The organism is Acetobacterium sp. K1/6 (genome assembly GCF_034438075.1).
GTDB lineage: Bacteria > Bacillota > Clostridia > Eubacteriales > Eubacteriaceae > Acetobacterium > Acetobacterium carbinolicum.
Window position 1 is genome coordinate 109,241 of the sequence record NZ_JAXQGA010000004.1, and the last position, 23,459, is coordinate 132,699.

General features: G+C 42.8%; 26 protein-coding genes and 2 riboswitches. All 26 genes read right to left on the reverse strand.

Annotated elements, in window-relative coordinates:
* Positions 1–9: 9 nt before the first annotated feature.
* Complete coding sequence (locus tag U2P91_RS04805) at positions 10–552, reverse strand: F0F1 ATP synthase subunit delta (RefSeq protein WP_111888349.1); 543 nt, start codon at positions 550–552, stop codon at positions 10–12.
* Positions 549–1,055, reverse strand: a complete 507-nt coding sequence (locus U2P91_RS04810; RefSeq protein WP_111888350.1) for a F0F1 ATP synthase subunit B — start codon at positions 1,053–1,055, stop codon at positions 549–551. Before U2P91_RS04810 ends, U2P91_RS04805 begins: the two co-directional genes overlap by 4 nt.
* A gap of 62 nt (positions 1,056–1,117) precedes the next feature.
* On the reverse strand, positions 1,118–1,366 hold the full coding sequence (gene atpE / locus U2P91_RS04815; protein WP_111888351.1) for an ATP synthase F0 subunit C: 249 nt from the start codon (positions 1,364–1,366) through the stop codon (positions 1,118–1,120).
* A gap of 52 nt (positions 1,367–1,418) precedes the next feature.
* Positions 1,419–1,667 (reverse strand): ATP synthase F0 subunit C, encoded by a 249-nt coding sequence (atpE, locus tag U2P91_RS04820; protein ID WP_111888351.1) that lies wholly within the window; start codon positions 1,665–1,667, stop codon positions 1,419–1,421.
* Between the two features lie 44 nt (positions 1,668–1,711).
* Positions 1,712–2,260 carry an ATP synthase F0 subunit C gene (gene atpE, locus U2P91_RS04825; RefSeq protein ID WP_322519169.1) on the reverse strand — a complete coding sequence of 183 codons (549 nt, stop codon included), beginning with the start codon at positions 2,258–2,260 and terminating at the stop codon, positions 1,712–1,714.
* Between the two features lie 21 nt (positions 2,261–2,281).
* Positions 2,282–2,944 (reverse strand): F0F1 ATP synthase subunit A, encoded by a 663-nt coding sequence (gene atpB, locus U2P91_RS04830; protein WP_111888353.1) that lies wholly within the window; start codon positions 2,942–2,944, stop codon positions 2,282–2,284.
* A 65-nt stretch (positions 2,945–3,009) separates the two neighbouring features.
* Positions 3,010–3,420, reverse strand: a complete 411-nt coding sequence (locus U2P91_RS04835) for an ATP synthase subunit I (protein WP_322519170.1) — start codon at positions 3,418–3,420, stop codon at positions 3,010–3,012.
* The gene (locus tag U2P91_RS04840) at positions 3,398–3,733 is read right to left on the reverse strand and encodes an AtpZ/AtpI family protein (RefSeq protein WP_111888355.1); all 336 of its coding nucleotides are present in this window, start codon (positions 3,731–3,733) and stop codon (positions 3,398–3,400) included. The genes U2P91_RS04835 and U2P91_RS04840 overlap by 23 nt, the downstream gene beginning before the upstream one ends.
* 176 nt (positions 3,734–3,909) lie before the next feature.
* The gene (gene rpiB / locus U2P91_RS04845) at positions 3,910–4,359 is read right to left on the reverse strand and encodes a ribose 5-phosphate isomerase B (protein ID WP_322519171.1); all 450 of its coding nucleotides are present in this window, start codon (positions 4,357–4,359) and stop codon (positions 3,910–3,912) included.
* 15 nt (positions 4,360–4,374) lie between these two features.
* A complete protein-coding gene (locus tag U2P91_RS04850) occupies positions 4,375–5,421 on the reverse strand; it encodes an L-threonylcarbamoyladenylate synthase (RefSeq protein WP_322519172.1) in 1,047 nt (348 codons plus the stop codon).
* Between the two features lie 42 nt (positions 5,422–5,463).
* Positions 5,464–6,897 carry a nicotinate phosphoribosyltransferase gene (locus U2P91_RS04855; protein ID WP_111888358.1) on the reverse strand — a complete coding sequence of 478 codons (1,434 nt, stop codon included), beginning with the start codon at positions 6,895–6,897 and terminating at the stop codon, positions 5,464–5,466.
* Between the two features lie 254 nt (positions 6,898–7,151).
* Positions 7,152–7,583, reverse strand: a complete 432-nt coding sequence (locus U2P91_RS04860) for an arsenic metallochaperone ArsD family protein (RefSeq protein WP_111888359.1) — start codon at positions 7,581–7,583, stop codon at positions 7,152–7,154.
* Between the two features lie 15 nt (positions 7,584–7,598).
* On the reverse strand, positions 7,599–7,727 hold the full coding sequence (locus U2P91_RS04865) for an AAA family ATPase (protein WP_322519173.1): 129 nt from the start codon (positions 7,725–7,727) through the stop codon (positions 7,599–7,601).
* 177 nt (positions 7,728–7,904) lie between these two features.
* Positions 7,905–8,711, reverse strand: coding sequence for a prepilin-type N-terminal cleavage/methylation domain-containing protein (locus tag U2P91_RS04870; RefSeq protein WP_322519174.1), 807 nt, complete (start codon positions 8,709–8,711; stop codon positions 7,905–7,907).
* 71 nt (positions 8,712–8,782) lie between these two features.
* Positions 8,783–9,292, reverse strand: coding sequence for a type II secretion system protein (locus tag U2P91_RS04875; RefSeq protein ID WP_111888361.1), 510 nt, complete (start codon positions 9,290–9,292; stop codon positions 8,783–8,785).
* A complete protein-coding gene (locus U2P91_RS04880; protein ID WP_111888362.1) occupies positions 9,289–9,750 on the reverse strand; it encodes a hypothetical protein in 462 nt (153 codons plus the stop codon). The genes U2P91_RS04875 and U2P91_RS04880 overlap by 4 nt, the downstream gene beginning before the upstream one ends.
* 10 nt (positions 9,751–9,760) lie before the next feature.
* Entirely contained in the window at positions 9,761–11,878 is a 2,118-nt protein-coding gene (locus U2P91_RS04885; RefSeq protein ID WP_322519175.1) for a hypothetical protein, read from the reverse strand.
* 105 nt (positions 11,879–11,983) lie between these two features.
* The gene (locus U2P91_RS04890; protein ID WP_322519176.1) at positions 11,984–12,751 is read right to left on the reverse strand and encodes a hypothetical protein; all 768 of its coding nucleotides are present in this window, start codon (positions 12,749–12,751) and stop codon (positions 11,984–11,986) included.
* Positions 12,748–14,241 carry a hypothetical protein gene (locus tag U2P91_RS04895; RefSeq protein WP_322519177.1) on the reverse strand — a complete coding sequence of 498 codons (1,494 nt, stop codon included), beginning with the start codon at positions 14,239–14,241 and terminating at the stop codon, positions 12,748–12,750. The genes U2P91_RS04890 and U2P91_RS04895 overlap by 4 nt, the downstream gene beginning before the upstream one ends.
* Positions 14,242–14,252: 11 nt before the next feature.
* The gene (locus U2P91_RS04900) at positions 14,253–15,437 is read right to left on the reverse strand and encodes a type II secretion system F family protein (RefSeq protein ID WP_322519178.1); all 1,185 of its coding nucleotides are present in this window, start codon (positions 15,435–15,437) and stop codon (positions 14,253–14,255) included.
* A 32-nt stretch (positions 15,438–15,469) separates the two neighbouring features.
* Positions 15,470–16,234 (reverse strand): prepilin peptidase, encoded by a 765-nt coding sequence (locus U2P91_RS04905; protein ID WP_322519179.1) that lies wholly within the window; start codon positions 16,232–16,234, stop codon positions 15,470–15,472.
* 32 nt (positions 16,235–16,266) lie between these two features.
* A complete protein-coding gene (locus U2P91_RS04910; protein WP_322519180.1) occupies positions 16,267–16,665 on the reverse strand; it encodes a hypothetical protein in 399 nt (132 codons plus the stop codon).
* A gap of 343 nt (positions 16,666–17,008) precedes the next feature.
* A complete protein-coding gene (locus U2P91_RS04915) occupies positions 17,009–17,569 on the reverse strand; it encodes a type II secretion system protein (protein WP_322519181.1) in 561 nt (186 codons plus the stop codon).
* Positions 17,570–17,733: 164 nt separating this feature from the next.
* A riboswitch (cyclic di-GMP riboswitch) is annotated at positions 17,734–17,838 on the reverse strand.
* 126 nt (positions 17,839–17,964) lie between these two features.
* Positions 17,965–18,083: riboswitch (cyclic di-GMP riboswitch) on the reverse strand.
* Positions 18,084–18,337: 254 nt separating this feature from the next.
* Entirely contained in the window at positions 18,338–19,393 is a 1,056-nt protein-coding gene (locus U2P91_RS04920) for a type IV pilus twitching motility protein PilT (protein ID WP_322519182.1), read from the reverse strand.
* 11 nt (positions 19,394–19,404) lie between these two features.
* Entirely contained in the window at positions 19,405–21,087 is a 1,683-nt protein-coding gene (locus tag U2P91_RS04925; RefSeq protein ID WP_322519183.1) for a GspE/PulE family protein, read from the reverse strand.
* On the reverse strand, positions 21,077–23,341 hold the full coding sequence (locus tag U2P91_RS04930) for an EAL domain-containing protein (protein WP_111888373.1): 2,265 nt from the start codon (positions 23,339–23,341) through the stop codon (positions 21,077–21,079). The genes U2P91_RS04925 and U2P91_RS04930 overlap by 11 nt, the downstream gene beginning before the upstream one ends.
* Positions 23,342–23,459: the final 118 nt, after the last annotated feature.

Consider the following 23,459-nt stretch of genomic DNA (forward strand, 5'->3'; position numbering starts at 1 on the left):
CACCTCTTTTTATTGTAGTCTTAAACTATTCATTTGTGTTTTCATTTGATCTAACTGATTTCTGATACTCCCGTCAATAACCTGGCCCCCAACATAAACCACAGCGCCGCCTAAAATTGATGCATCAATGACATTTTCTAGAATCACTTTTTTACTAAAGCGCTTTGCCAGATTTTCTTCTAGCGCAATCCGAAGGGCTTCGTCCAGGGGTACAACAGTCAATACCCGGGCTTCAACTAAACCTCTATGCTCGTTACACTGAGCTTTAAAGTCATCATAAATTTCAAAAATATTTTCAAATCGACCTTTGTCCACAAGAATCTTCAAGTAATTCTTAACATACTGACTAGAAACAGTTTCGAACACGCGCAGTAAAATCCCTTTTTTTTCATCACTATTCAATGATGGTGTTAAGATGAGATTCAGCAGATTCTTTTCTGATCGAACCAAGTCAACAACACCGGTAAAATCTGCAAGTATTTCTTCAATCTGATTGTGCTCATCAGCCACCAGAAATAGAGCATGGGCATATTTTCTTGCAACTAAACTCATTTAGCTTCCCCTACCTTATCGATAAAGTCCAAAATCATTTTTTCGTGTTGTTTTTGATCCATGGATTCGTGAATTATTTTTTCCGCCGCAAAGAGCGAAAGGTCGACAATGTTAGATTTTACTTCGTTCATTGCCTTGCGTTTTTCGAGTTCAATTTCCTGCATCGCTTTTTCGATGACTAATTTCGCATCCTCATGCGCTTTTTCGATGATCTCGTGTTTTTGAGCCTGCGCTTCCACATTTGCATCCCGGATAATTTCCCGCTCTTTCAAACGGATATCAGCCAGTAAACCTTCATATTCCTGCTTCAGCTTTGCAGCTTCAGCATTTTTTTCACTCGCTCCTGCGATTTCAGCAGAAATATCATCTTGTCTTTTGGCAAGAATATCTTTAACTTTTTCATAAAAGAAATGTTTCAAGATTAAAAAGAAAATAATAAAGTTTACGACCGTTGCCAATAAAACCATTAAGTCTATTCCAACTAAGCCAGCGTATTCAATCATAATGTTATATCCCCCTTTCTAAATTCATCTGCTTTGAAGTATTTCATTACAAAATCACCTATTTAAATAAAGGGATTAGCAAAGAGTAAGATCAGTGCCACGATCAAACCGTAGATCCCTGTTGTTTCAGCAACTGCTGCCCCTAAAAGCATGGTTCTAACGATATCACTTTGTGCTTCTGGCTGACGGCCAACTGCTTCGGCGCCTTTACCGGCTGCAAATCCCTGACCAATCCCAGGTCCTACCCCGGCGATCATTGCGATACCAGCTCCAACAGCTGAAAATGCTTTAATTAAATCGATACCTTCCATTTGTATACGTTCCTCCTTTTATCAATTGATAATTTTATTTTTTTTGTGTGTATTAAATAAATGGGTTTGCAAATAATAAGATTAACGCCACAATCAACCCATAAATACCGGTAGTCTCAGCGACCGCTGCTCCTAAAAGCATGGTTCTGACAATGTCACTTTGAGCTTCCGGCTGACGGCCAACGGCTTCAGCACCTTTACCGGCTGCAAATCCCTGACCAATCCCAGGTCCTACCCCGGCGATCATGGCGATGCCAGCTCCAACAGCCGAAAACGCTTTAATTAAATCGATACCTTCCATAATTATGTTTTCCTCCTTTTAAGTTAACACACAAAACCGATCTTCTATAAGAACGGATTTGCATACATTAAAATTAACGCCACAATCAATGCGTAAATACCAGTTGTTTGAGCAACCGCCTGTCCTAACAGCATAACCCTTAGAATCGAACTCTTCATTTCCGGTCGATTTCCAACCGCTTCGGCACCTTTTCCCGCTGCAAAACCTTGACCGGTTCCCGGTCCAATTCCTGCGACCATCGCAATTCCACAGGCCATGGCTGAAGCAGCCAAAACCCACATACTGCCGGTAGCATTAATAAATGGATTTGCAAATAACAGAATCAATGCGATTACTAATGAAAAAATACCGGATGTTTCTGCAACCGCTGATCCTAAAAGCATGATCATTGTGATATCGTTGGACTTGGTCGGATTTTTTCCAACCGCTTCGGCACCTTTTCCAGCTGCAAACCCTTGCCCGATCCCTGGACCAACTCCAGCAACCATGGCAATGCCGATACCAAGCGCGGAGAAGCTTTTAATAACATCGATAGGTTCAAACTGACTCAAAAACTGTATTACGAACTCTACGATATTCATATCACCAATCATAATTATCCCCCTCCTTTCTCATCAATCCATCGCCATTGAAATAAATACCATGGTTAACATTGTAAAGATAAAACTTTGCAATAATCCAGAGAAAATATCAAAATAAAAATGGAACGGAATCGGAATCACTGCTGCGAAAAACATAAATCCCGTTAATGCCGTGTAAAGCAACGACATGATGATTAAACCACCTAACATGTTTCCGAAAAGACGGAACGATAATGAAACCGGGTTTGCCAATTCTCCGATGATATTAATCGGTAGTAAGAATGGCATTGGCTCAAGGTATCCCTTGAGGTACCCACCCAGGCCTTTTGATTTTAGACCAAAGAACTGGGTCATAAAAAATGTCATCAAAGCCAGGCCAACGGTACAGTTTAAATCGGCTGTCGGAGATCTCAGACCATAGATTCCAGACGTGTTCGAAAACGCGAGAAACATGATTAGCGCCAGCATGTATGGTGCAAATCCCATTTTATCTTTTCCCATCGTTTGTCCGACCAAATTGTCCATAGCCGTGACAATGGTTTCAGCAATGACTTGGGCTTTACCTGGACGTTTTTGCATATTTTTTGTTAAAATAGCACATACCACCAGAATCATCGCCATGATTATCCAGGTGTTCACAAGCGTCTGCGTAATTGGGAGTCCAAAGAGCTCCCCGTAAATTTTTGGGCCTTCCATTGTTTTTTCACCTCATTGTCCAGGCGCTTTAGTTTGTTAAACCGCCTATTGTGTTTTTGGATTTTTTACGCCTTATTAATCAAGACGTTTTTTTTTGATGCTTTTGATACTGTTGTATTGATTAAAACTGAAATCTTCACGGCAACTAAACCAAGGATCACACCGACGATGTTTACCCAGGGATTAATAATTGCCACATATATAACAACACCGGTTAATAGGTATCTCAAAAAATATCTGGTCTGAACATATTTTTGAGCCCTCGCCGATGGCATTTTCATTGCCTTGTCAAAAGTTAATTGCATTAATCTGAAATTGAGGATGCTGTAAGCGCCCCCAAAGAGAACCCCTAACACAAAGAAAAGTGGCTCTTTCGCCAAAAAACCAAATAGCATTAATCCCAGGCAGACGAATCCGCCATCAACCATTATTTTTGTTTCTAAAGATAGGTTCTTAAAAATCTTTATCGTTTTCATCATTTTCCCTTTTTACCTGATCCCGGTATTCTTGAGCACGTTTTTTATCCTGTTCTTTTTCTTCCTCTGTTTTGTTCTCGGCGTCTCTTTTTAGCGCCTTTTCACTCATTCGCAGGGGAATCACATACAAGTTTCTCAGACCGGCCATAACACCCACCACCGCTAAAATAATTACCAGCAGATTGCCCGTATGAAAATAGAAATCAAGAACCTTGCCAATCACAATCATCATCCCCACCGGGACAAGCACTGAGATCCCAATCTGAGAAATCATGGCCAGGTATTTATAAGGCTTTTCCTTTCCTCTTTTCATCACCACTCCAATATATAAGTATTTTTTTGTCGTGAATCTGTCTTTTTTAGTGAATTAGTTTGTTAATAAATCTACAATTCCATTAGAAAGACTAATATTTATCTTTTTTCGTGAAATCTTTTACATATAGTATCACAATTTGATAGACGTGTATATACAGCAATCCGCTTTTTTTGTTATTTTAAATATTTTTTTTCGATCGCGGTAATCCCATCAATACGACGTTGATGACGGCCTCCGGCAAACGCCGTTTCCAACCAGATCTTAACGATCCGCATGGCCAGGCCCTCTCCTAAAACCCGGGCGCCCAACACCAATACATTAGCATTATTGTGTTCTCTTGACATTTCTGCCATAAACTCATTGGTACATAATGCTGCCCGTATTCCCGGCACCTTGTTAACCGCCATGGAAATACCTAAGCCGGTTCCACAGATCGCGATTCCCCGTTCACAGTCGCCAAAGCTGACCGCTTCGCCAACTCGTTCCCCATAAATGGGATAGTCACATGAATCAACGGTATCCGTTCCAAAATCGACCACCTCATGACCCTGCTCAATTAAAAACGGTTTAATGGTTTCTTTTAAACCCAAGCCGCCATGATCCGAACCTATTGCAATTTTCATAATACTTCCTTCCTGTTATATAAAGGTATAGCCAGCCGCTTTATACAGCCGATTAATTAAGGCCAATGTTTCATTATCCAGCGGAATATCCTCCGCATAGATCTTTTCAACCCCAAGCTCATCAAAGGTCCGGAGCCGGGAAAAAAGATTTTTTGACATCTCCCTGGGATCATTTCGGCTTCCCAGCGAAATAATCAGGCCCTCCCGATAACACCCCATCGTTTCATCGCTGGCCAATACCCCAATCGTCATGGGATTTCCCTTGTAGTGAGAAAGTGCTCTGGTGATTTTCTCGCAAATCTCTTCTGACGTTCCCTTAACAACGACCAGATCCCCCTTGGGCGAATAGTGGGTGTATTTCATCCCGGGTGACGCAATCTTTTCCGGCACTACATTTTGGGTCACATTGGTGGAAACTGCGACCTGGCCTAAAACCTCTCGGAGTTCTGCCAGGGTAACATCTCCGGGCCTTAGTACCATCGGCGGTTCGACGGTCATATCGATAACCGTCGATTCCAAACCCAGTTCGGTATCGGACGATAAAATAATACCGTCAACCCGCCCATCCAGGTCCTCAAGCACATGTTTTCCCTGCGTCGGACTGGGGCGGCCGGATCGATTGGCGCTGGGGGCGGCAATCGGGCAACCCGCCATTTTGATAAATGCCTGGGCAATGGGGTGATCCGGAAATCTTACCCCAACCGTATTTAAGCCTCCCGTCACCACAGCGGGAATTGTAACTGCCTTTTCCATGACGATGGTTAGTGGACCGGGCCAAAAAGCCTTCATCAATCGTTCCGCCTTTTCAGGAATCGTGGCAACCAACGGCCCCACTGCATCCAGACTGGCGATGTGAACAATCAGCGGATTATCGTCCGGCCGGCCCTTGGCTTCAAATATTTTTTTGATGGCCAGGGGATTGAAGGCATCTCCCCCCAATCCGTAAACCGTTTCCGTCGGAAAAACAACTGTTCCGCCAGCCTTAATAAAAGCGGCGGCTGTTTCTAAATCACTTAACGCCGCATCGTTAATGTTTTCGATCGTTATTATTTTGCTTTTCATGATTTGTTCCTATTATTCTTAATCCATTTTAACACCGGTTTTTCATTCGGCGTCACTCAACAATTGTTGTTTTAAGGTCCAAAGATTTTGGGATAAATCGACATGATAACCGTGGGGATTCACCATCCGCTTAAATGCCGGCCACAAACTTTCCTTTTCATCTTTTAAGTGCTGCCCAATTTCTGAGATTGTCGGGGATTGATACACACATCTTCCATCAATAAATACCGGCACCAACAATTCCCGAATATAATAGTCGGTGATCATTCGTTTTTTCCAGGTATGAACCGGATGAAAAATAGTCAATGGTTCCGCTTCATTAATGGTTTCATCCGCCAGCGTAATTAAATCCGCCAGGGCCATCCCGTTACTTTTTCCATAAATACGGAAAACTTTCTTGTATCCGGGGTTGGTGATCTTTTCCGGATCATTAGAAACTTTTAACTTTGCTTTGCCGGAAATCACCGCCAGTTTATAAACGCCACCCAAAGCAGGGCAATCATAGGCGGTAATCAACTTAGTGCCGACACCCCAGGAATTAATTTTTGCGCCCTGACTTTTTAAATCTTTGATCAGATGTTCATCCAGATCTGACGATGCCACAATTCCGGCATCTTTAAGGCCCGCATCATCCAGCATTTTTCTGGCTTCAATGCTAAAATAAGCCAAATCGCCGGAATCAATTCGAATCCCATATCGTCCGGTAATCCCGCCCGTAGCCAGCGCTTTTTTAAACACCTTAATGGCATTGGGGACGCCTTTTTCCAGAGTATTATAGGTATCGACTAAAAGGATGGCATTGTCTGGATTGTACTTAACATATTTCTCAAAGGCTTCCAGTTCGGTATCATAGCTTAAAATAAAACTATGACTCATGGTTCCCATTGCCGGGCGATTAAGCATCGCTTCAGTTTCCACCACACTGGTTCCGGTACAGCCACCGATGACAGCGGCTCGAGCGCCATAATAACCGGCTTCTGTTCCGTGGGCCCGGCGCAAACCAAACTCCATGACGACATCCCCACGGGCTTCTTCTATAATCCGGGATGCCTTGGTGGCGATGAGGGTTTGATGATTGATAATACTGAGAATCGTGGTTTCCACAATCTGGGCCTGAATCAGCGGCGCCTTGACCCGAATAATCGGTTCCATCGGAAATACAATACTGCCTTCCGGAATGGCAAATATTTCTCCTTCGAATTTAAAATTCTCCAGATAGGTTAAAAAAATGGGTGAAAATTCAGGATGATTCTTTTTTAGTAATACCGTATCTTCCCGTGTAAACCGGATCCCATTGATATACTCAACAACCTGTTCCAACCCGGCAACAACTGTATAACCACCCTGAAACGGGTTATTTCTAATAAAAACATCAAAAACGGCTTCTTCATTTTCCTTACCATCTTGAACGTATACATTTCCCATGGTAAATTGGTATAAATCCGTTGCAAGCTGAAGCTTTCGGTCAAATTGCATACTAAATTCTCCTTCTTTTCACATTGCATATTATTCTACCACTTTATTAGAGTAAAATACAAACTTTTTCAATATAAATATTTGCATGTTGTTCCCGATTTTTCCCGTTTTTATCCATTTTTCGACTGAATTCGTTTGCTAATAATCGCCTTGTTAATAAATATACAATCACGATAACAAATTCTTGCTGTCAATTGTGGCAAAAAAAAGAAATGCTCTCGCATTTCATATTTTTTTACGATTAATTTTGCTAATCAACTACAGCTATCGCAATCACCTGAGCAGTCACTGTCATCACAGTCACTTTTTTTGACTTCATCAGAAAATCCGAATAAAACTGTTTGGCCCCGTTTTTCCCGCTCTGCATAAATTTCTAAATCACTCCAGGGAAGTCCCGCCCATTTTGCTAAAGCCAAATCTGTTGGATATTTTCCCAGCATTTCAATTTTGCCCGCCACAATCGTAATCGGCAGACAGTCAATGCCTTTCGTGGCAATCGCTTCCTTTACCACAAAGCTATCCATAAATGCCGGCATATCGTCGATGACGTTATATCGCGACACCGAAACACCGCGTTCTCGTAAATCCTTTACCATTCGCTCAATTCGAATCAAATCTGCTTCAATCATCGGGTCGCAAACGCCACTGGCGCAGCCCGCCGGTTCGTATATTTCTACTTTTTTCATTATTGCCTCCTACGATTATTTTTTATTTAAGGTTGATTTACCCGAACCATTCACTCCGAGAAAAACCGCCATATTAAGGATGTTTTTAATTTCAACATCTCGCAGTACTTTGTAATTTTTTATTTTTATGGATTCGATTTTCATTTAGTCAGCCTCACTGTAATCACTTCTCTATTTCATACGTCTTTATTATAGCAGATATCCCGGGCTTCATCAATTTTTTTAACTAATCGCTGAAACCGATCGGCGCGAGGTACTGAGGTTGTTGATGATGATTATTATACGTTAATTAATTAGTGAGAGGCCGGTACGCACACGACATCATTCAACCACTTGCCATTTGGCCGCATCGTTAAGTTCTTCTTTGAAAGATGTCCACGTCATATGATTAAGACTTGTCATGCTGAAGCTTTCACGACTATCATTGAAAGGATGTTTGACAATATATTCATACCATTTGCCGTTTTCATGATTGAAAACCAGATTCGTTGCCCATAAATTCGTCCCCGTGGTATCTTTAGCCGGATTGGAATAGATTATGGATTCTTTCCAATTATTTCCAAAAAAGTAGGCCTGTACCCGTAAATCTGAAGAACTTTTTTGATACGTGGTTTTACTCAATACCGTCTGAGGCATTAATTCCCACTCCCCACCATTTTCTTTTAGTATTTTTGCCCGAAACGTATCATTTGAAAAATTGCTATTCGTGATCCCCAAATATTTTCGTATTTCTTCGTCTGACATGTCTTTAATCTTATCTAAAAGCACTAGCGTGTCAAGATAAAGTCTGCCATCAGCAACCGTTGTGTGTTCTGAGCAGTACATTACCCCCACAGCGTGATCCTCGCTTTCATAGTAGGAATACCCATAACAAACACCGCCTCCGGGGCACAGATGAGCTTCGTCGCCATAATTTTCTTCTGTAAAAGCATTAATATTCAAGCCTGGCGTAATCCGGGATTGGGTTTCAAAGAGCCGAACAATATCCTTGCGCTGGGTGTCGCACAAAGATTCCTGTGAATGGCTGACAAAGCCCAGCATCGTCGGAATAGCAAAGGCTGCCAGAACAGCTAGAATAACCAGAACGACGATGATTTCGGTCAAGGTAAAGCCTTTTTTATTATTCATCACACACCTCATTGTTTCGCATCGCTTTGACTATTTATTATTAACAGGCATCTCAATATTGAAGTAAACTTTTAGTTAACCAGCGTGATCACAAGATAACCTTTCTTATCGATACCATTAAGTTGGGTGTTTAGGATAGCGCCTTTGATATTGTTCATTACAATACCACCCTTTAAAACAGACATCTCATGTTTCGGTACGATTTCGTAATTCATGGTATTACCATTGCTAACACTGAAGCTAATCTCCGTGATCTGATCAGTTTTATATTCATCTCCATTAATCACTTCAACACATTCGCCTTTTTCATTAAAACCAATACCGTAAAAAGCCCCTACACCCGGCTTGCTTGTCTCTATCTTAATATCAGTTGCTGTGGCTATAGCATTCTGCAATTCGGTTTCTATATTCGTAATACTCTTTTGTTTATAAGAAATATCACCACCACGAGTATAAATCTTTTGTGACATGAGGAAAACAGAAATTACCGCCACCATCAGAATCCCGGTGATGAGCAGTCCTGCTATTACTTCAATCAGCGTGAAACCTTTTTTTGATCTGAAGCGATCTATTTTTTTCATACTGTGACACCGCCCTTTTTAGTATAGGCTTTTAGATCCACATATGATTCATCATTATTATAATAAATCCGAACTTGAATCGTATAGACAGGATAGTCTACAGGATTTTCATTGACCATTTTTCGGACTTTATCCTCTTCGACAATATATTGCTTTCGAGAATCTTTTCCGGACGGAGGGTTTAATATTGTTTTAGGGTCTGCAAAACTAGCCATTTTTATTGCATCCCCCGTTGATAAACTAGACGGATCTTTATTCTCTGACAATTGGGTCATAATTGAATCAATCAAATCCTGAGCCTGAGCCGATTCATTGTTTTTCGAATCGCTGAATACCACCATCTTCTGCCCATATAAAAGGGCACCAAGAATAGTGATCAGAATGATGGCAATAATAGCTGTGGTAGCCACCGTTTCTATCAGGGTAACACCAGTCTGGTTTCTAACTATCCTTTTCATGATGTCCTCCTTAATAATACTTTTCCGTTGCTGGATAAAGAATGACCGCTCCTTCTGTTACTGATACGGAACTTCCACCGGTACCGCCTCCGGTTCCCGAACCACTTCCAGAGCCACCACCTGAGCCACTGCCTCCAGAGCCAGGTGATGGATCGGACCAACTCGGTGATACGTAAGCAGTTGGTATCAAATCATAAAGCCACCGATAAGGTTCCACGACCCCGACTCTTGGAAAGTCTCCACTGATGCCACTATACTTGCCCGCTGCAATAGGTTTTGACCAATTAGTGATCGTCTGCTTCAGATACAAGTTTGTATTCACCTGACCACTTTTTCCCAGATAGACAAAACCACGATAGTCATCTGTATTGAAACGTCGAATATTTATTGAGTCGGCATCCAGATAGATATTATTTGATTCAATACGAAGCTTGTAGCTATTCCAATTTCCATCCAGATCAAATATCCCACCATTAAATACGACATTATCCGCATCCTTGATTATAACATCACCATTAAACTGTTTATAGGTGTTTTTAAATCGAACAAAATTTGAAGAGATCAAAGCCGTACAATTTTGATCTAACTCTAAACCATCAAATATGCAATAAGCTAAATTTGTCATATTTAGTTTTAAACTATGGGTTGAAATTGAAGGTGGTTTAACATAACCACAAATCATGACATTGTTATTTTTGCCCTGTGCACCGGTCACTGTCAATTCTGTTGCGTTTTCTAAATTCATATCCCCGGTTTCCAGGTAGTTAATATTCTCAAACTCTAGCTTTGCACCTGAACTCTGCGTCGTTATATTGCCTATCATAATCTGGCTATTAGCTGCTCCTGCCAGGTGGACTCCCGATCCACTTCCCACGTTTATGTCACCCGACTGAAAATACTCTAGATTATTGCAGTTAAACAAAGAATTACTGGCAAGAATCTGTATGTTTTTATCAATCCAGATGTTCTCACAATTAGTTTCAATTGTTGTTCCACTTGCCATCTTAACAGTTCCTGCGATTACAATATTATCCGCATGGATAATTAGTTGCGAATTTGCTGACTCCAGTTCTAGATCACCCTTGATAAAGAGCGTTTTACACCTTATCTCCAAGACACTTTTGTCGCCAATTTTTAGATCTTTTTCAAAAACCACCTTATCCGCATTATACTGATTTAAACCTTTATTTTTTTGATAATAGTCTTGTTTAAATCTCATCTCACCACTAGCCGTAATGTTGAAATTCGAAACTGAACTATCACTATCCGTAAATTTAGTCGGAAATTTTTCTGAAATAAGAATGTTTTTCCCAAACATATTAAGGGTTCTTCCATTGACCCATTCAAATTTTTTTTCAATTTCTAAATCTTTAGCCGGGTAACTAATATTTAATTCTAATTTTCCGTTTTCGTCAATATCTTCCTTATCATTTCCGTGACCTTGAACATTGGCCTTTAATTTATCATTTCCAGTTGCATTAATCTGAACCTTTGCATAATTTCCAATAACAGGGGTATCAATCGGCTTTTCCGGTTCTGAGCCTCCCGGATTTTGCGTTTCAGTCTTAGAAGCCGGATCATAGGAAAAAGAAATTGTGTAATCAAGCTTACGTCTTAAATTTTCTGTCTCAACCATGAATTTAAACAGATTGCCTGTTTCCTCGACCTGTAATTCACCGACCTTTTCTCCTGCACTAGTGTTTTCCGAAAGCGTTTCGGATACATTTTTTTTATCTCCATGAATTGAAGATGAAGCCTTAAGTCGATTAAAAGCAATTTCTCTCCGTGCTTCCAGAGCATCAATGTCATTTCTTAGACGAAGCACTTCGGTAGAGTTTTCTGATTCAACTGCCGTTTTATAGTCCTGATATTTCTGATAAAGTTCTACGTTGATTGCATTAAGGTTTTTGATCCGGCTGTCGATCTCAATCTTCCCATACTCAATCACCGACTTGGCGTCAATATAGGCCTGCCGGCTCTCAACCGTTTCCTGAGTAAAAGTAAAATCGCTGTTAGCGACCGCAAGCAGGGAGGCGACCATGATCATGATAATCATACCGATAATTAGAACAAACGCCAGGGAACTGCCTTGTTGATTCTTTAGTTTTTCTATTATTCTAATACCCACGATCACCCTCCACCCAATTCTATGGTTCATATTTCGAAATGCCTTATCTTACTGAATTTTCTACTGATTACCTATCTTGTACAATATGCTCTTCTTTTGTAATGCTTATTTTTCAACCATATAAACCGTAAATGTCACATTAATGCTAATATTCCCGCCGTTTAATTGAGCGGTGGTGTTTGTGGTAGACGTTGTTCCTGCCGTTGTCGCTGCTGCTTCCGGGGCAATTGCAAAGGTCGATACAATCATATCCGGTCGGGCTGCCACCGCATCCAGTAAGCGATAAAAGTTTGTTTGTGTTCCAGTGAGCTCCATATTCACCACCCCAGCCCAGGTTTCTGGCCCTTCTCCGCTTATTGCTGCATCAGCACTTTCAGTGGTTGTGTCCGTGGTTGCATCAGCACTTTCAGTGGTTGTGTCCGTGGTTGCATCAGTACTTGCCGTCGTATCTAGTGTCGTATCTTCGGTCCCCACTGATGCCGACGGCTGTTCATCCGATGTGTAGGCCGTAAATGTCGCCACCCGAGCCAACTCATTACTTTCAATCGCCAACACCTTGGGAGATAGACTGTAATCCAGACTCAACTGGGTTAGTAGCATATCCAACCCTTCATTGGTCAGCTTCGGTTGGAAAGGCGCTTTTAAAGTGGCCAGACTGGCCGTGGCATCATCCCGGGTTTGCATCGTGGACGGGATGGCATCAATTGCCATTTCTATCGATTCTTTTGTGAACTGGGCCTCCGTTACCTGATCGTTAACCACCTGAAAACTGCTAAAGCTTGGCAAAATTACAAAATAGATACCGAAAAATCCAATCAGAAAACAACCTAAAGTATAAATTAGCAATTTTTCTCTTTTGGTCAGTTTTTTCATTGGCTATTACCTGCTTTCAGATAGGCAACGGCGGCAAATCCGTATCCCTTGGTTGTTGACGTCGTTGTTGTCGTGGTGCTTGTTTGTGTCAAGATCTCAGCATAACCGGTGTATTCCACCTGGGTAAAGTACCCGGTGCTTTTTAACCGTTCAATATAACGTGCAGCTTCCTTTTCGTTGTCGGCGATCGCAATAATCTGGAGCGCTCCAGTGGTTCCATCATAATCCAGAGAATTAAGATCGATCACATTATTCCCCTGGGTCGCAATGTTGTTCATCATCACCGATACTAAATCAGGATTGCTGCTAATCGCGGCATTGATGGCTTCAACTCGTGAAACTTCTGTCTGTAATCCACTGACCTCATCGGTTAATGCTTTGGCCTGCAAATATTCGGCCTGGTTGTTGGTATCACTGATATAAGCATTTATTTCTTCCAGCTCTTTCTGAGCACGGTATTTAAGTCCAAAAAAGACCCCAAAAACAATTAGGCAGATCAGGATCATAGCAGCAGGAAGAATTAACGCCTTATATTCAAAAGGCAGTTCTTTTTTAACCACACTGCTCTTTTTAAAGGCGACAAAAAGATTGATCGGTTTTGTTCCGGCAAAAAAACCGGCAATGGGATAAATAAAGCGCCCAAAATCGAAGGACTCATCCATCACAAAGCCATTTTTTATATTGGGGGTCTGAGGTATATTAAAAAGATTGAGATCCGGATCAAAATTAAGTGCCCGAAGGCCGCTTAGTTCATACTCATCCAACCCGGCATAAAGGCTCATATTCAGGGTATGTTCGGATTTCTGTGATTTGTTAAACTGGATCAGCGATGACAGCTTGCCAAAGAGTTCATCGGCAAAGGCATCAGTCCCTCGTTCAGCAAGCAACCGGGAGCGATTGGAAAAAATATAAATGCCGTTTTCAAATAACAGCGATACCAGGTTTTTCCCATCCAGAATATTAAGTGCAAAGGTCATGCCCTTGTAGTCTTTGGTTGCCGATACATATTGAATCAGCGTGTTAAGCCCCACATCGATGCTCTTGATCTGAATTTTCAAACTGGCAAACAAGGTAATGTAAGACTCCAACACCCGTTTTTCAACGCCGCAACCAAAGATATTATTACCAGTCACTCCAGGTATGTGGGCATAATCCACCACCAGGTCATCATAGTTACCGGCCGAATCATCAAATTCAGCGGCAGCCAGGGCGGCTAGTTCTTTGGGTTTGAGTTTGGGAACCGCCACCGTTTTTGTGGCAATCAAACTGCTGTCGATGACCAGTTTCATATTTTTAAACAGTTTGGGATTCTCTTTTCGTGCTGCAACAATCGACTCTCTTACCGCTTCTTCATTGGTAATGACGCCATTGATCAGCGCTCCGGTCTCCACCGGCAATAGTTTGAAATTAGATATGTTAAGACGTCCACCCTTAATGGTCCCCTGGAGGACTTGGATACCATCATTTGAAAAATAGACAACTGTCTGCATATAAAGCCTTCCTATCCGATATTTTGATACAAGCTCATAATTGGGAGCATCACCGATAACATGATACCGCCGACAATTACAGCCATAATAATGATCATAATGGGTTCAATAAAGGTCACCAGCCGGGTGGTCGCCATTTCCGCTTCATAGTCAAAGGAGTCCGCCACTGATTCTAGCATATCATCCAGATTTCCGGATTCTTCGCCAATATAGATCGTGGATACCAGCTTGGCGTCAAACCCTTCAATGGTTTGGATCGACGCTGAAAGCGGCTCCCCATTGCGTACCTGCTCAATGGCATGAGGAAACTGCGATTGCAAGTAGGTGTTCCCGATGGTATCCCCGCTGATGGTCAGGGCGTTGATCATCGCCAAACCGCTGGAATATAGTGAACTTAGGGTTCTGGCAAAACGGGCAGTGTAAATAATCTTCATCAGCTTGCCGATCTGGGGGATTTTTAATTTAAACTGATCCAAGGCTTTTTTGACACTGGGGACTGTTATCAGAAAGCTTCCCAACACAATTAAAATCAATGTTCCAATAAGATAAATATACCAATAGGTGGTCATCGAATTACTGATATTTATCATTAACTGCGTAATCGCCGGCAATTCAATGCCTTCAAAGAGGGTAAAAAACTGGGGTAAAATCAAGGTAAAAATCAGAATCACAACCATGATCGTGATAAAAAATAAAATGATCGGGTAGGTCATCGCACTTTTAATTTTCCCCCGGAGCTTATGTTCCTTCTCATAGTGATCGGCCATCTTTCGGGCTGTTCCCTCCATCTGACCACTGGCTTCCCCAGATTTATACATATTGATCAGCAGCTCGGGAAAGGAGCCGCCGGTTGCTTCCATGGCATAAGACAGGGTATTCCCCCGTTGGATTTCCTGATACAGGATACCGTAAACTTTTTTGATCGGCGGTTTAATATCACGTTCTTCCATAATCTTAATCGCCCGGATCATGGTGATACCCGAAGCCAACATCCCGGAAATCTGTCTGGAAAAGTCCGACAATTCCATTGGTTTTAGTTTATAAACCTTATGATGTTCCGAAACTTCGGTTATTTTTAAGGCAAATTCATTATTCTGCCGCAGCGTTCGTCGAACCAAATCCGGACTTGCGGCTTCCATGGTACCCTTTACCATTTGAGACTGTAAATTTTTGGCAGTGTATTTATAAACAGGCATAGGCCCTCCGTTTTTGACTTTAGCTCAAGCGATTATAACCCGAACAGGTTAAAATACCACTGTATTATTATATCACCAAATAGTAATGCTGTCATGATTCCGATGCACAAATATGGGCCGAAGGCCATGTGTTTATCCTTAGTTTTTCTGGCCAGCAGCGTAACTGCAACTGTGCCCCCAAGGATCAGGCCAATAAAGGCTGCCAGCAAAGTATTTTCCCAGCCCAACAGAAATCCGGCGACCCCCATCAGCTTAATATCCCCACCGCCAAAGGCATCGGCGATAAAAAAAGCCAGGACCAACATCGGCAGACTAATCACTCCCATGCCAATCACCCGGGAAAGGAGCCCGATCTGAGGGAAAAAGAAAAAGCTGAGTAAAGCCGGTGCCATCAGCGCAATCACGAGACCATTGGGAATGGTCATGGTATCAAAATCAATCATGGTAATACAGATTAAAATGGCCCCTGCCGAGAATACTACCAGCCACTGAAAGGATAGACCATAAACTGCAAAAATCAGGATTGCCATCAGCCCGGTAAAGAGTTCAACTAACGGATAGCGGATGGAAATCGGTTCGCCGCAATCAGCACATTTCCCCCGGAGCCAGAGATAACTGAACACCGGCACATTATGATAGCCTTTGATCTGGGCCTGACAATGGGGACAGAAAGAACGGCCTTTGGCAAAGGAAATTTCTTTGGGCACCCGGTAGATGACGACGTTAAGAAAGCTGCCGATAACGATGCCGACAACAAAGATATAAAGATAAAGGATGAAGTTGATGAATGCGACCATAGACCGTTATCCTTTCTGATAGATACTAACCGCTATTTTTCTTTACTGGCAACCAGCTCCCCGGGAGCGTATCGGGTGACCAGACCGCCCCGGGTATAGACAATATAATCGATGGCGGCGTCGCGGTTTTCGTCGATGACGGTGATAACCGCAGCCTGATTGACCTCTGCACCGATATAATCAATAAGATCCGCCTGTACTGGCACATGGTAGTTGCCGGAAGCCGCAAATTCGATGGCTTTAGCCTGGGCGGCCAGGTACACCAGCCGGCTGTTGGCTGCGTAGGTGGTATTCTGAATGCTTAAGACCAGACCGCCGATGATAACAACGACAAAAAAAAGGATCACCGATACCGCCAAGGAAAAGCCCCGGCTGAAGCGGATCGGTTCTGGACTGGTGGGAGCAAACTGATAATTTTTAATTGGGTACACGGTTTACCTCCCGGGATTGTGAGATGCAAAGCTTAGCATTTGAAAGTTATATATTAGTAGTAACAAAACAGATTAATTTTACCATTTAATTTAAAGGATTGGCTTAAGGCGAGGTAAAATTGTTATAATTTTTTGTTCATGCCCTGATATTTAAAACTTGCATTTTTATGGTTTCTAAGAACTATCTGAGCATGCCTGATATAAGTAAATTACTGCTTGGGATGATCTACCTGAAATAAAAAATCTCCCCATCCCCGCAAACCCGATGACAGGTTTGCGCCTGGGATAGAGAGCAATCACTCTATGACGCATAGGGTAATGAAGCTTTATTATGTCAGTACTATTAATTCAATTTTTTTACTGAGGCATTTCCGTCTTTTATCGTAACTTGATAGCCACCTTTTGAATAAACCAGTGTCGTTACTTTCGCTTTATTAGTGGTACTCACTAAACTACTGCTATCACTAGCACTTAAAGTAATTGCCCAATATGCATAACCCCTATTTAAGCCATCTGTTGTATTATATGTTGAGTCTTCCTGCTCTACGGCATTTAAATCTCCTTTAAGATATGACCACATTTGCATACTTGCACTCTGTTCAAGCGATGGACTACCAACTGGCGGAGTTAATTTTACGGCTTTAACTGCTCCAGAGCCCAAAGCTGTCTGCAACTGACTAGGAGTCAATCCACCTTTAGCCGTCATTTCTGTTGCAGTTGCCTGTGCTGCTACATACACTTCTCTCGCTTCGGCAATATAAGATTTTCCTTTAGCGTCACCCACAAATCCCAACATCGTCGGAATCGTAAACGCCGCCAAAATCGCCAAGATCACCAACACCACAATAATTTCCACCAGAGTAAACCCTTTTCTGCTTTTCCGTATCTTGTTAATTAATTCCATTTTTCGCTCCTTATTCTTTTATTTTAAGCTCTATATAATCATCTGCGCCTGAAGATGATTTATATACCGTATCGGTTATTAACTGCGAACAATTATCTCACAGTTCTCATTTTTTGGCCTTAATCCAACCCATTTCGGGGTCAAAAAAAGCCGCACTCTCACCGTGCGGCAACTGGCTGTCGTATCATGATGGATTTTTTGTCACACCCACTGATTTAGACCCTATAGCTTTGCGTCCCAGAGTTTCCTCTGTTTTGCCTTTTTCATCGTCTTTAATTCTATTTAATCGTAGTCTACGCCGGAATAAAAGTCAAGTTAAAATTTTACATTTTCGTGACATTTTACTGCATTTTTTGTGACATGTCTATTTATGGTATAAAAAAAGCCACACCTGGTGTGGCAGCTGGCTGTCATATTATCTTGTGTCTTTTCAACTGCTTAAAAATTACACAACGATAACTTAGACCCTGAAGCTTTGCGTCCCAGTCTTTCGTCTGGTATGCTATTTACTCTCATATCTTAATTGTTGTTCGACTAAAAGTCAAGCAAATTACACGGTAAATTGTTTTTATTTGCGTCTTAGTTAGTTAAGGGTTTATTTGTTTTGGTATTGCGTTCGGGTTAATAAAAGACAGCGTTCGGGCGGTTACTAACCGCCCCGACAGTCTTGATCTACGTTGGTTCTTGGAATTGAGGTCTTGCAAATTTTCAGTGTTTTTTCAGGCGCTTGATAACCGCTCCTACGAACCGAATTCAGACGATTTTAAGCTATCGTCCAAAATACTGGTTAAACTCCTGCTTGTCGCTGGCCCATTCCAAACCGACCTCGTAGGTGATTTTCTGGTCCCGGACCAGCATCGCCAAGTCCGCATTCAGGGTTTTCATGCCGTCCCGGCCGCCGGTTTGCATCACGGAGGCCAGTTGGTGGGTTTTATTTTCGCGGATCAGGTTCAGCACCGCATCGGTGCCGATCAGCACCTCCAGGGCAGCCATCCGGCCCTCACCGGAAGCCAGGGGCACCAGTTGCTGGGTGACGACCCCTTTTAAAATACTGGACAGCTGGGTGCGGATCTGCTGCTGGCTGTGGGGCGGAAAGACGTCAATGATCCGGTCAATGGTATTGGCGGCACCGATGGTGTGGAGGGTGGACAAGACCAGATGGCCGGTTTCGGCGGCAGTGACGGCGGCGGAAACGGTTTCGTAGTCCCGCATTTCGCCGACCAGAATGACATCCGGGTCCTCCCGCAGCGACGACCGCAGCGCCGCGGCAAAAGAACTGGCATCGACCCCGATTTCGCGCTGATGAACAATGCTGCGCTTATGTTCGTGCTTGTACTCCACCGGGTCTTCAATGGTTAAAATATGGACCGCCCGATTGGTGTTGATGTAGTCAATCATCGAGGCCAGGGTGGTGGATTTCCCGCTGCCAGTGGGACCGGTGATTAAAATCAGTCCCCGTGGCTCACTGGCTAACTTCCGAATAATCGGCGGCAGTTTGAGGTCTTCAAAACTGGGAATGGTATCGTTAAGCAAACGGATGGCAGCAGCATAACTGCCCTGCTGTTTATAGATATTGACCCGCTGCCTTAGCCCTTCTGGGGTGACATGGCAAAAATCCAGATCGGTACCGGACTCCAGACTCTCCCGTTCAATCGGAGTCAACAAGCTAAAAATCAGGTTTTCAATCATTTGCGGATTATGTTCAAAGTCGCTTTGATAAAGCTTACCATTTTTTCTGAAAACCGGTGGCAGCTCCCGGGATAAATGAATATCCGAACAATCATTGCGGCGGCCATAATTAACCAGCTCTAAAAAATTTGTCATCTTGCTTCTCCCTATTCGACGTAATATGATAATTTAAGAAATTCTTCCATCGAGGTAATCCCCTGGATCGTCAGATTAGAGACACTTTTTCGCAAGGGGATCAGCCGCTCGGTTTCTTCCACATAGCTGTAAATATTCTCAATCGGTTCCCTTCGGGAAATCATAGCCCGAATGGTTTTATCGATGGCCAGAATTTCATGGATAGCCGTTCGGCCTTTGTAACCGGTATTGTTGCACATGTGGCAGCCGCGGCCCCGATACAAGGTGGTCAGCCGGGGTTCCCCCAGCAGGTCTTTCTCAATCTCGGTCGCCGCATAGGCTTCCCGGCAATTGGGGCAGATTTTTTTGACCAGTCGCTGGGCTACTACCCCGGTTAATGAGTTGGCCACCATATAAGGCTCAACGCCCATATCCTGGAGTCGCACCACGGCCGATACCGCGTCATTGGTATGGAGGGTAGACAACACCAGATGACCGGTGATGGCGGAACGCACAGCAATGGAAGCCGTCTCGGAGTCCCGGGTTTCACCAACCATGATGATATCCGGATCCTGACGCAGAATCGAACGCAGACCCACGTCAAAGGTCAGTCCCGCCAGAATATTCACCTGAGTTTGATTGATCTTGGGCAGGTTCCGCTCCACCGGATCTTCGATGGTAGCGATATTAACATTCCGCTGACTGAGCATTTCTAAAATCATGTACAGGGTGGTGGTTTTGCCGCTACCGGTCGGACCCGTGATATAAACCACCCCATGGGGGCTTTGAAGCATTTGAAGGATTTTCTGATAATCCCCATCATTCATTCCAAATTGACCGGCATGATCAAGTGGTACATTCATGCTTAAAAAACGCATCACCATTTTTTCGCCATAAACGGTAGGGATACTGGAACTCCTGACATTCATTTCAACACCATCGATACGAATCCGGAAATGGCCATCCTGGGGGACCCGGCGTTCGGCGATATCCAGGTTTGACAGGATCTTAATACGGGCAATCAGGGACTGATGGAGATTATTAGCCAGAGTCAGGTAATCAACAATCAGGCCGTCAATTCGTAGCCGAATAATGGTTTCTTTTTCAAAGGGTTCAATATGAATATCACTGGCCCCGGCATTATGTCCTTTTAACAAAACCGAATTGACCAAATTGACAATCGGGGCGTCTCCCTCATTGGTAAGAATGTCCTCCACAAAAGACAAACTACTGCCTTCAACCGTCTTATTGGCGGCTTTGGCGGCTTTTTTTGCTTCAATTTCGGTATAAGTTTTTCGGATTGTCTCAAGAATCACTTCGCGGGTGGCCAGAACAACATCAATGTTCATATTGGTAATCAGCCGTAGATCTTCAATGGCATAAAAATCCAAAGGATCATTCATCGCCACCACCAGGTGATTGTTCTCTTCGGCAATCGGGATCAGCGTATACTTAAAGGCAATATTCTGAGGGATTTTTCCCGCCGCATCCAAATCGATAACGGTATCCTTTAAATCCAACACCAGTACATTCAGGCGCTTAGACAAGGCCTCCAACAACTGAGACTCGGTAACGTAACCATAATCAACCAGAATCGCCCCCAGCCGTTTACTTTTATCCACCTTCTGATAAGCCAGGGCTTCTTGAAGCTGTTCTTCCTTAATAAATCCGGCGTTTATTAAAATATCACCAATTCGAATATTTTTAGTTTCCATTCTTTCCTTCTTCCCCAAAAATCACTTGCTTTAAAAAAATTTGCTTTTCAAATTCATGTACGGACATCGGTTTCCCAAAAAAGTAGCCCTGGATAATATCGCAGCCGAGTTTTCTTAACATTTCTACCTCTTCTTTTGTTTCAATCCCTTCGGCAACCACCGTCATCCCCAGTTTTTTAATCATATCAATGGTGGATTCCACCACGATATGGTTTTGCTCGCGATTGATGCGGCTGTTGAAAAAGCCCTGATCCATCTTAATCACGTCCAAAGGTAAATTTCCCAACAGGTTGATCGAAGAATAACCGGATCCAAAATCGTCCATGGACATTTTAAAGCCATAGTTCCGAAAGGCTTGCCCAATCTCAATCATCCGATCGACATCTTCAAAAATACTGGATTCGGTGAGCTCAATTTCAAGCTGCCCCCGATGAATTCGGTACTGGTTGGTAATGCTTAGAACCCGTTCAATAAAATCAATCTGATTGAGATTTTTTCGAGAAATATTGACTGAGATCGATATGTCTGGATGTTTTTTGGCTTCCCAGCTTTTTAAGACTTTACACACCTCTTCTAACATAAACATATCCAATTTTCTAATAAACCCGGTTTGTTCAAAAATAGGAATAAATTCCCCCGGAGAGATCAGCCCTTTTTGAGGATGCCGCCACCGCACCAATGCTTCACCCCCGCAATAGCTATTGGTATGGAGATTATACTTGGGTTGGAGATACATTTCAAACTGATTGTTTTCCAGTGCATCTTCCATCTGATCGATAATTTCTTTTTCATCCCCAATTTTTTTACGGAAGGCATCTGAATAGAAAAACCAATGATGATTATCAGCGGTTTTAGCCGCAATCCGCGCCATGTTGGCCTTTTCTCTGATTTTTTCGAGGTTGCCCTTTTTATCTTCAATAATATAGATGCCAAAATGACAGGAGATCCGTTCCTTAATACCAATGGCTTCTCTTTCAACGTTAAGGACGCGAATAAATTCTTTAATCCGCCGGGTTATTTTATCCCGCTCATCACAAAGACAGAGAATCGCAAAATGATCACCAGACACCCGGGCATAGGTTTCTTGCTTGTTCATCCGCTCTTTTAAGATCTTTACCACTGTCTTAAGCACTAAATCACCCTTTTCATGGCCATATTCTTCATTGATAAAGCGAAAGCGGTCAATATCAAAGGTCAAAATGGCGCAACTGGTTACCGCTTTAGATTCTAAAACTTCAGTTGCTTCCAACTTGAACTTTTGCCAATTATTGCCTCCGGTCACCTCATCCACATAGGCAATCCGCTCCAACCTTTTTTTAGCACGGTCCTGAAAAACAAAGATCGTGGCAAACAAAATCGTAATGACAATGAATGACCCGCCAATCAGCAGAAATGAATACCAGCTAATTCTTCTTGTCTGGTCACTGATTACCTGGGTCGGCACGACTGTCATCATATACCAGTCGTTAATCTTAAGCGGCTGATAGACCGTATGGCGTTCCAGACCAGCATAACGAATCGAAAAACTGCCCTCTTCCCTTAAGGCCATCTTTTGTCTCACCACTGTCATATCATCTCCAGCTCTCATTTCTCCAAAATCCAATACCTTAAACATGTTTCCAAACACGCCCACACTATTGGGATGAAGCGATGAGATCACCTCATCCCCATTGGCCTTGACAATATAAGAGTAACCCTGGTTTGAAAAGCTCTCGACTTCCAGATAGTTTTTCATTTTTTCAGTTTCCACCGAAGCCAGAACAACTGCCACCACTTCATTGTTGCGATAAATCGGAGCTGCATAAACATTAATGGGTTTGCCGTCAGAATAGTCGGCAAGAGTATCCGATACGACCACCTTGCCGACCTTGGCTTCGGTAAAATAAGGGCGCTCGGATACACTGTAAGTTAGCCCATCCGTGGTCATCAGCTCGCCACTGAGACTAACAATCCCCATTCGTTTATACTCACTTTTTACCGCATTTATTTTGATCAGTTCGAGCATTTCCCGCTGATCCACTTTTCCACTGGCTTCAATTAGTTTACTGATGGTTTCCATATCTTGTAGGTGGGTTTCAACCTTGGCCTCCACTAATTGGGCACCCTGATTTCCCACCTCCGATAAATACAAATAGGTTTGTTCTTCTAACTCCCGATCAATAAGGGATACATATGCAAAGCTAAGCGTTAAAAAGAGAACAACAATCGCAGTTGCAATGACGCTTCCCCGAACAAATTTTAAACGTGGCTTCATTTGTCATCCTCTCTTCTATAAATTATCCCCACCTTACAAACCGCTTGTATCGCAGCATCATTTTAATCGGAGCATTCTTTTCATTCTACCAAATAAAAAGAACTTATTCAATGGCCTT

Coding starts and splice junctions, on each gene's coding strand:
- U2P91_RS04860 (WP_111888359.1), bottom strand. CDS start 7,583: ATGAAAAAAGTAGAAATATACGAACCGGCGGGCTGCGCCAGTGGCGTT.
- U2P91_RS04895 (WP_322519177.1), bottom strand. CDS start 14,241: ATGCAGACAGTTGTCTATTTTTCAAATGATGGTATCCAAGTCCTCCAG.
- U2P91_RS04930 (WP_111888373.1), bottom strand. CDS start 23,341: ATGAAGCCACGTTTAAAATTTGTTCGGGGAAGCGTCATTGCAACTGCG.
- U2P91_RS04880 (WP_111888362.1), bottom strand. CDS start 9,750: ATGAAAAGGATAGTTAGAAACCAGACTGGTGTTACCCTGATAGAAACG.
- U2P91_RS04925 (WP_322519183.1), bottom strand. CDS start 21,087: ATGGAAACTAAAAATATTCGAATTGGTGATATTTTAATAAACGCCGGA.
- atpB (WP_111888353.1), bottom strand. CDS start 2,944: ATGGAAGGCCCAAAAATTTACGGGGAGCTCTTTGGACTCCCAATTACG.
- U2P91_RS04920 (WP_322519182.1), bottom strand. CDS start 19,393: ATGACAAATTTTTTAGAGCTGGTTAATTATGGCCGCCGCAATGATTGT.
- U2P91_RS04865 (WP_322519173.1), bottom strand. CDS start 7,727: ATGAAAATCGAATCCATAAAAATAAAAAATTACAAAGTACTGCGAGAT.
- atpE (WP_111888351.1), bottom strand. CDS start 1,366: ATGGAAGGTATCGATTTAATTAAAGCATTTTCAGCTGTTGGAGCTGGT.
- U2P91_RS04870 (WP_322519174.1), bottom strand. CDS start 8,711: ATGAATAATAAAAAAGGCTTTACCTTGACCGAAATCATCGTCGTTCTG.
- U2P91_RS04850 (WP_322519172.1), bottom strand. CDS start 5,421: ATGAAAAGCAAAATAATAACGATCGAAAACATTAACGATGCGGCGTTA.
- U2P91_RS04840 (WP_111888355.1), bottom strand. CDS start 3,733: ATGAAAAGAGGAAAGGAAAAGCCTTATAAATACCTGGCCATGATTTCT.
- U2P91_RS04855 (WP_111888358.1), bottom strand. CDS start 6,897: ATGCAATTTGACCGAAAGCTTCAGCTTGCAACGGATTTATACCAATTT.
- rpiB (WP_322519171.1), bottom strand. CDS start 4,359: ATGAAAATTGCAATAGGTTCGGATCATGGCGGCTTGGGTTTAAAAGAA.
- U2P91_RS04915 (WP_322519181.1), bottom strand. CDS start 17,569: ATGGAATTAATTAACAAGATACGGAAAAGCAGAAAAGGGTTTACTCTG.
- atpE (WP_322519169.1), bottom strand. CDS start 2,260: ATGATTGGTGATATGAATATCGTAGAGTTCGTAATACAGTTTTTGAGT.
- U2P91_RS04890 (WP_322519176.1), bottom strand. CDS start 12,751: ATGAAAAAACTGACCAAAAGAGAAAAATTGCTAATTTATACTTTAGGT.
- U2P91_RS04810 (WP_111888350.1), bottom strand. CDS start 1,055: ATGATTGAATACGCTGGCTTAGTTGGAATAGACTTAATGGTTTTATTG.
- U2P91_RS04875 (WP_111888361.1), bottom strand. CDS start 9,292: ATGAAAAAAATAGATCGCTTCAGATCAAAAAAAGGTTTCACGCTGATT.
- U2P91_RS04900 (WP_322519178.1), bottom strand. CDS start 15,437: ATGCCTGTTTATAAATACACTGCCAAAAATTTACAGTCTCAAATGGTA.
- U2P91_RS04905 (WP_322519179.1), bottom strand. CDS start 16,234: ATGGTCGCATTCATCAACTTCATCCTTTATCTTTATATCTTTGTTGTC.
- U2P91_RS04835 (WP_322519170.1), bottom strand. CDS start 3,420: ATGAAAACGATAAAGATTTTTAAGAACCTATCTTTAGAAACAAAAATA.
- U2P91_RS04805 (WP_111888349.1), bottom strand. CDS start 552: ATGAGTTTAGTTGCAAGAAAATATGCCCATGCTCTATTTCTGGTGGCT.
- atpE (WP_111888351.1), bottom strand. CDS start 1,667: ATGGAAGGTATCGATTTAATTAAAGCGTTTTCGGCTGTTGGAGCTGGC.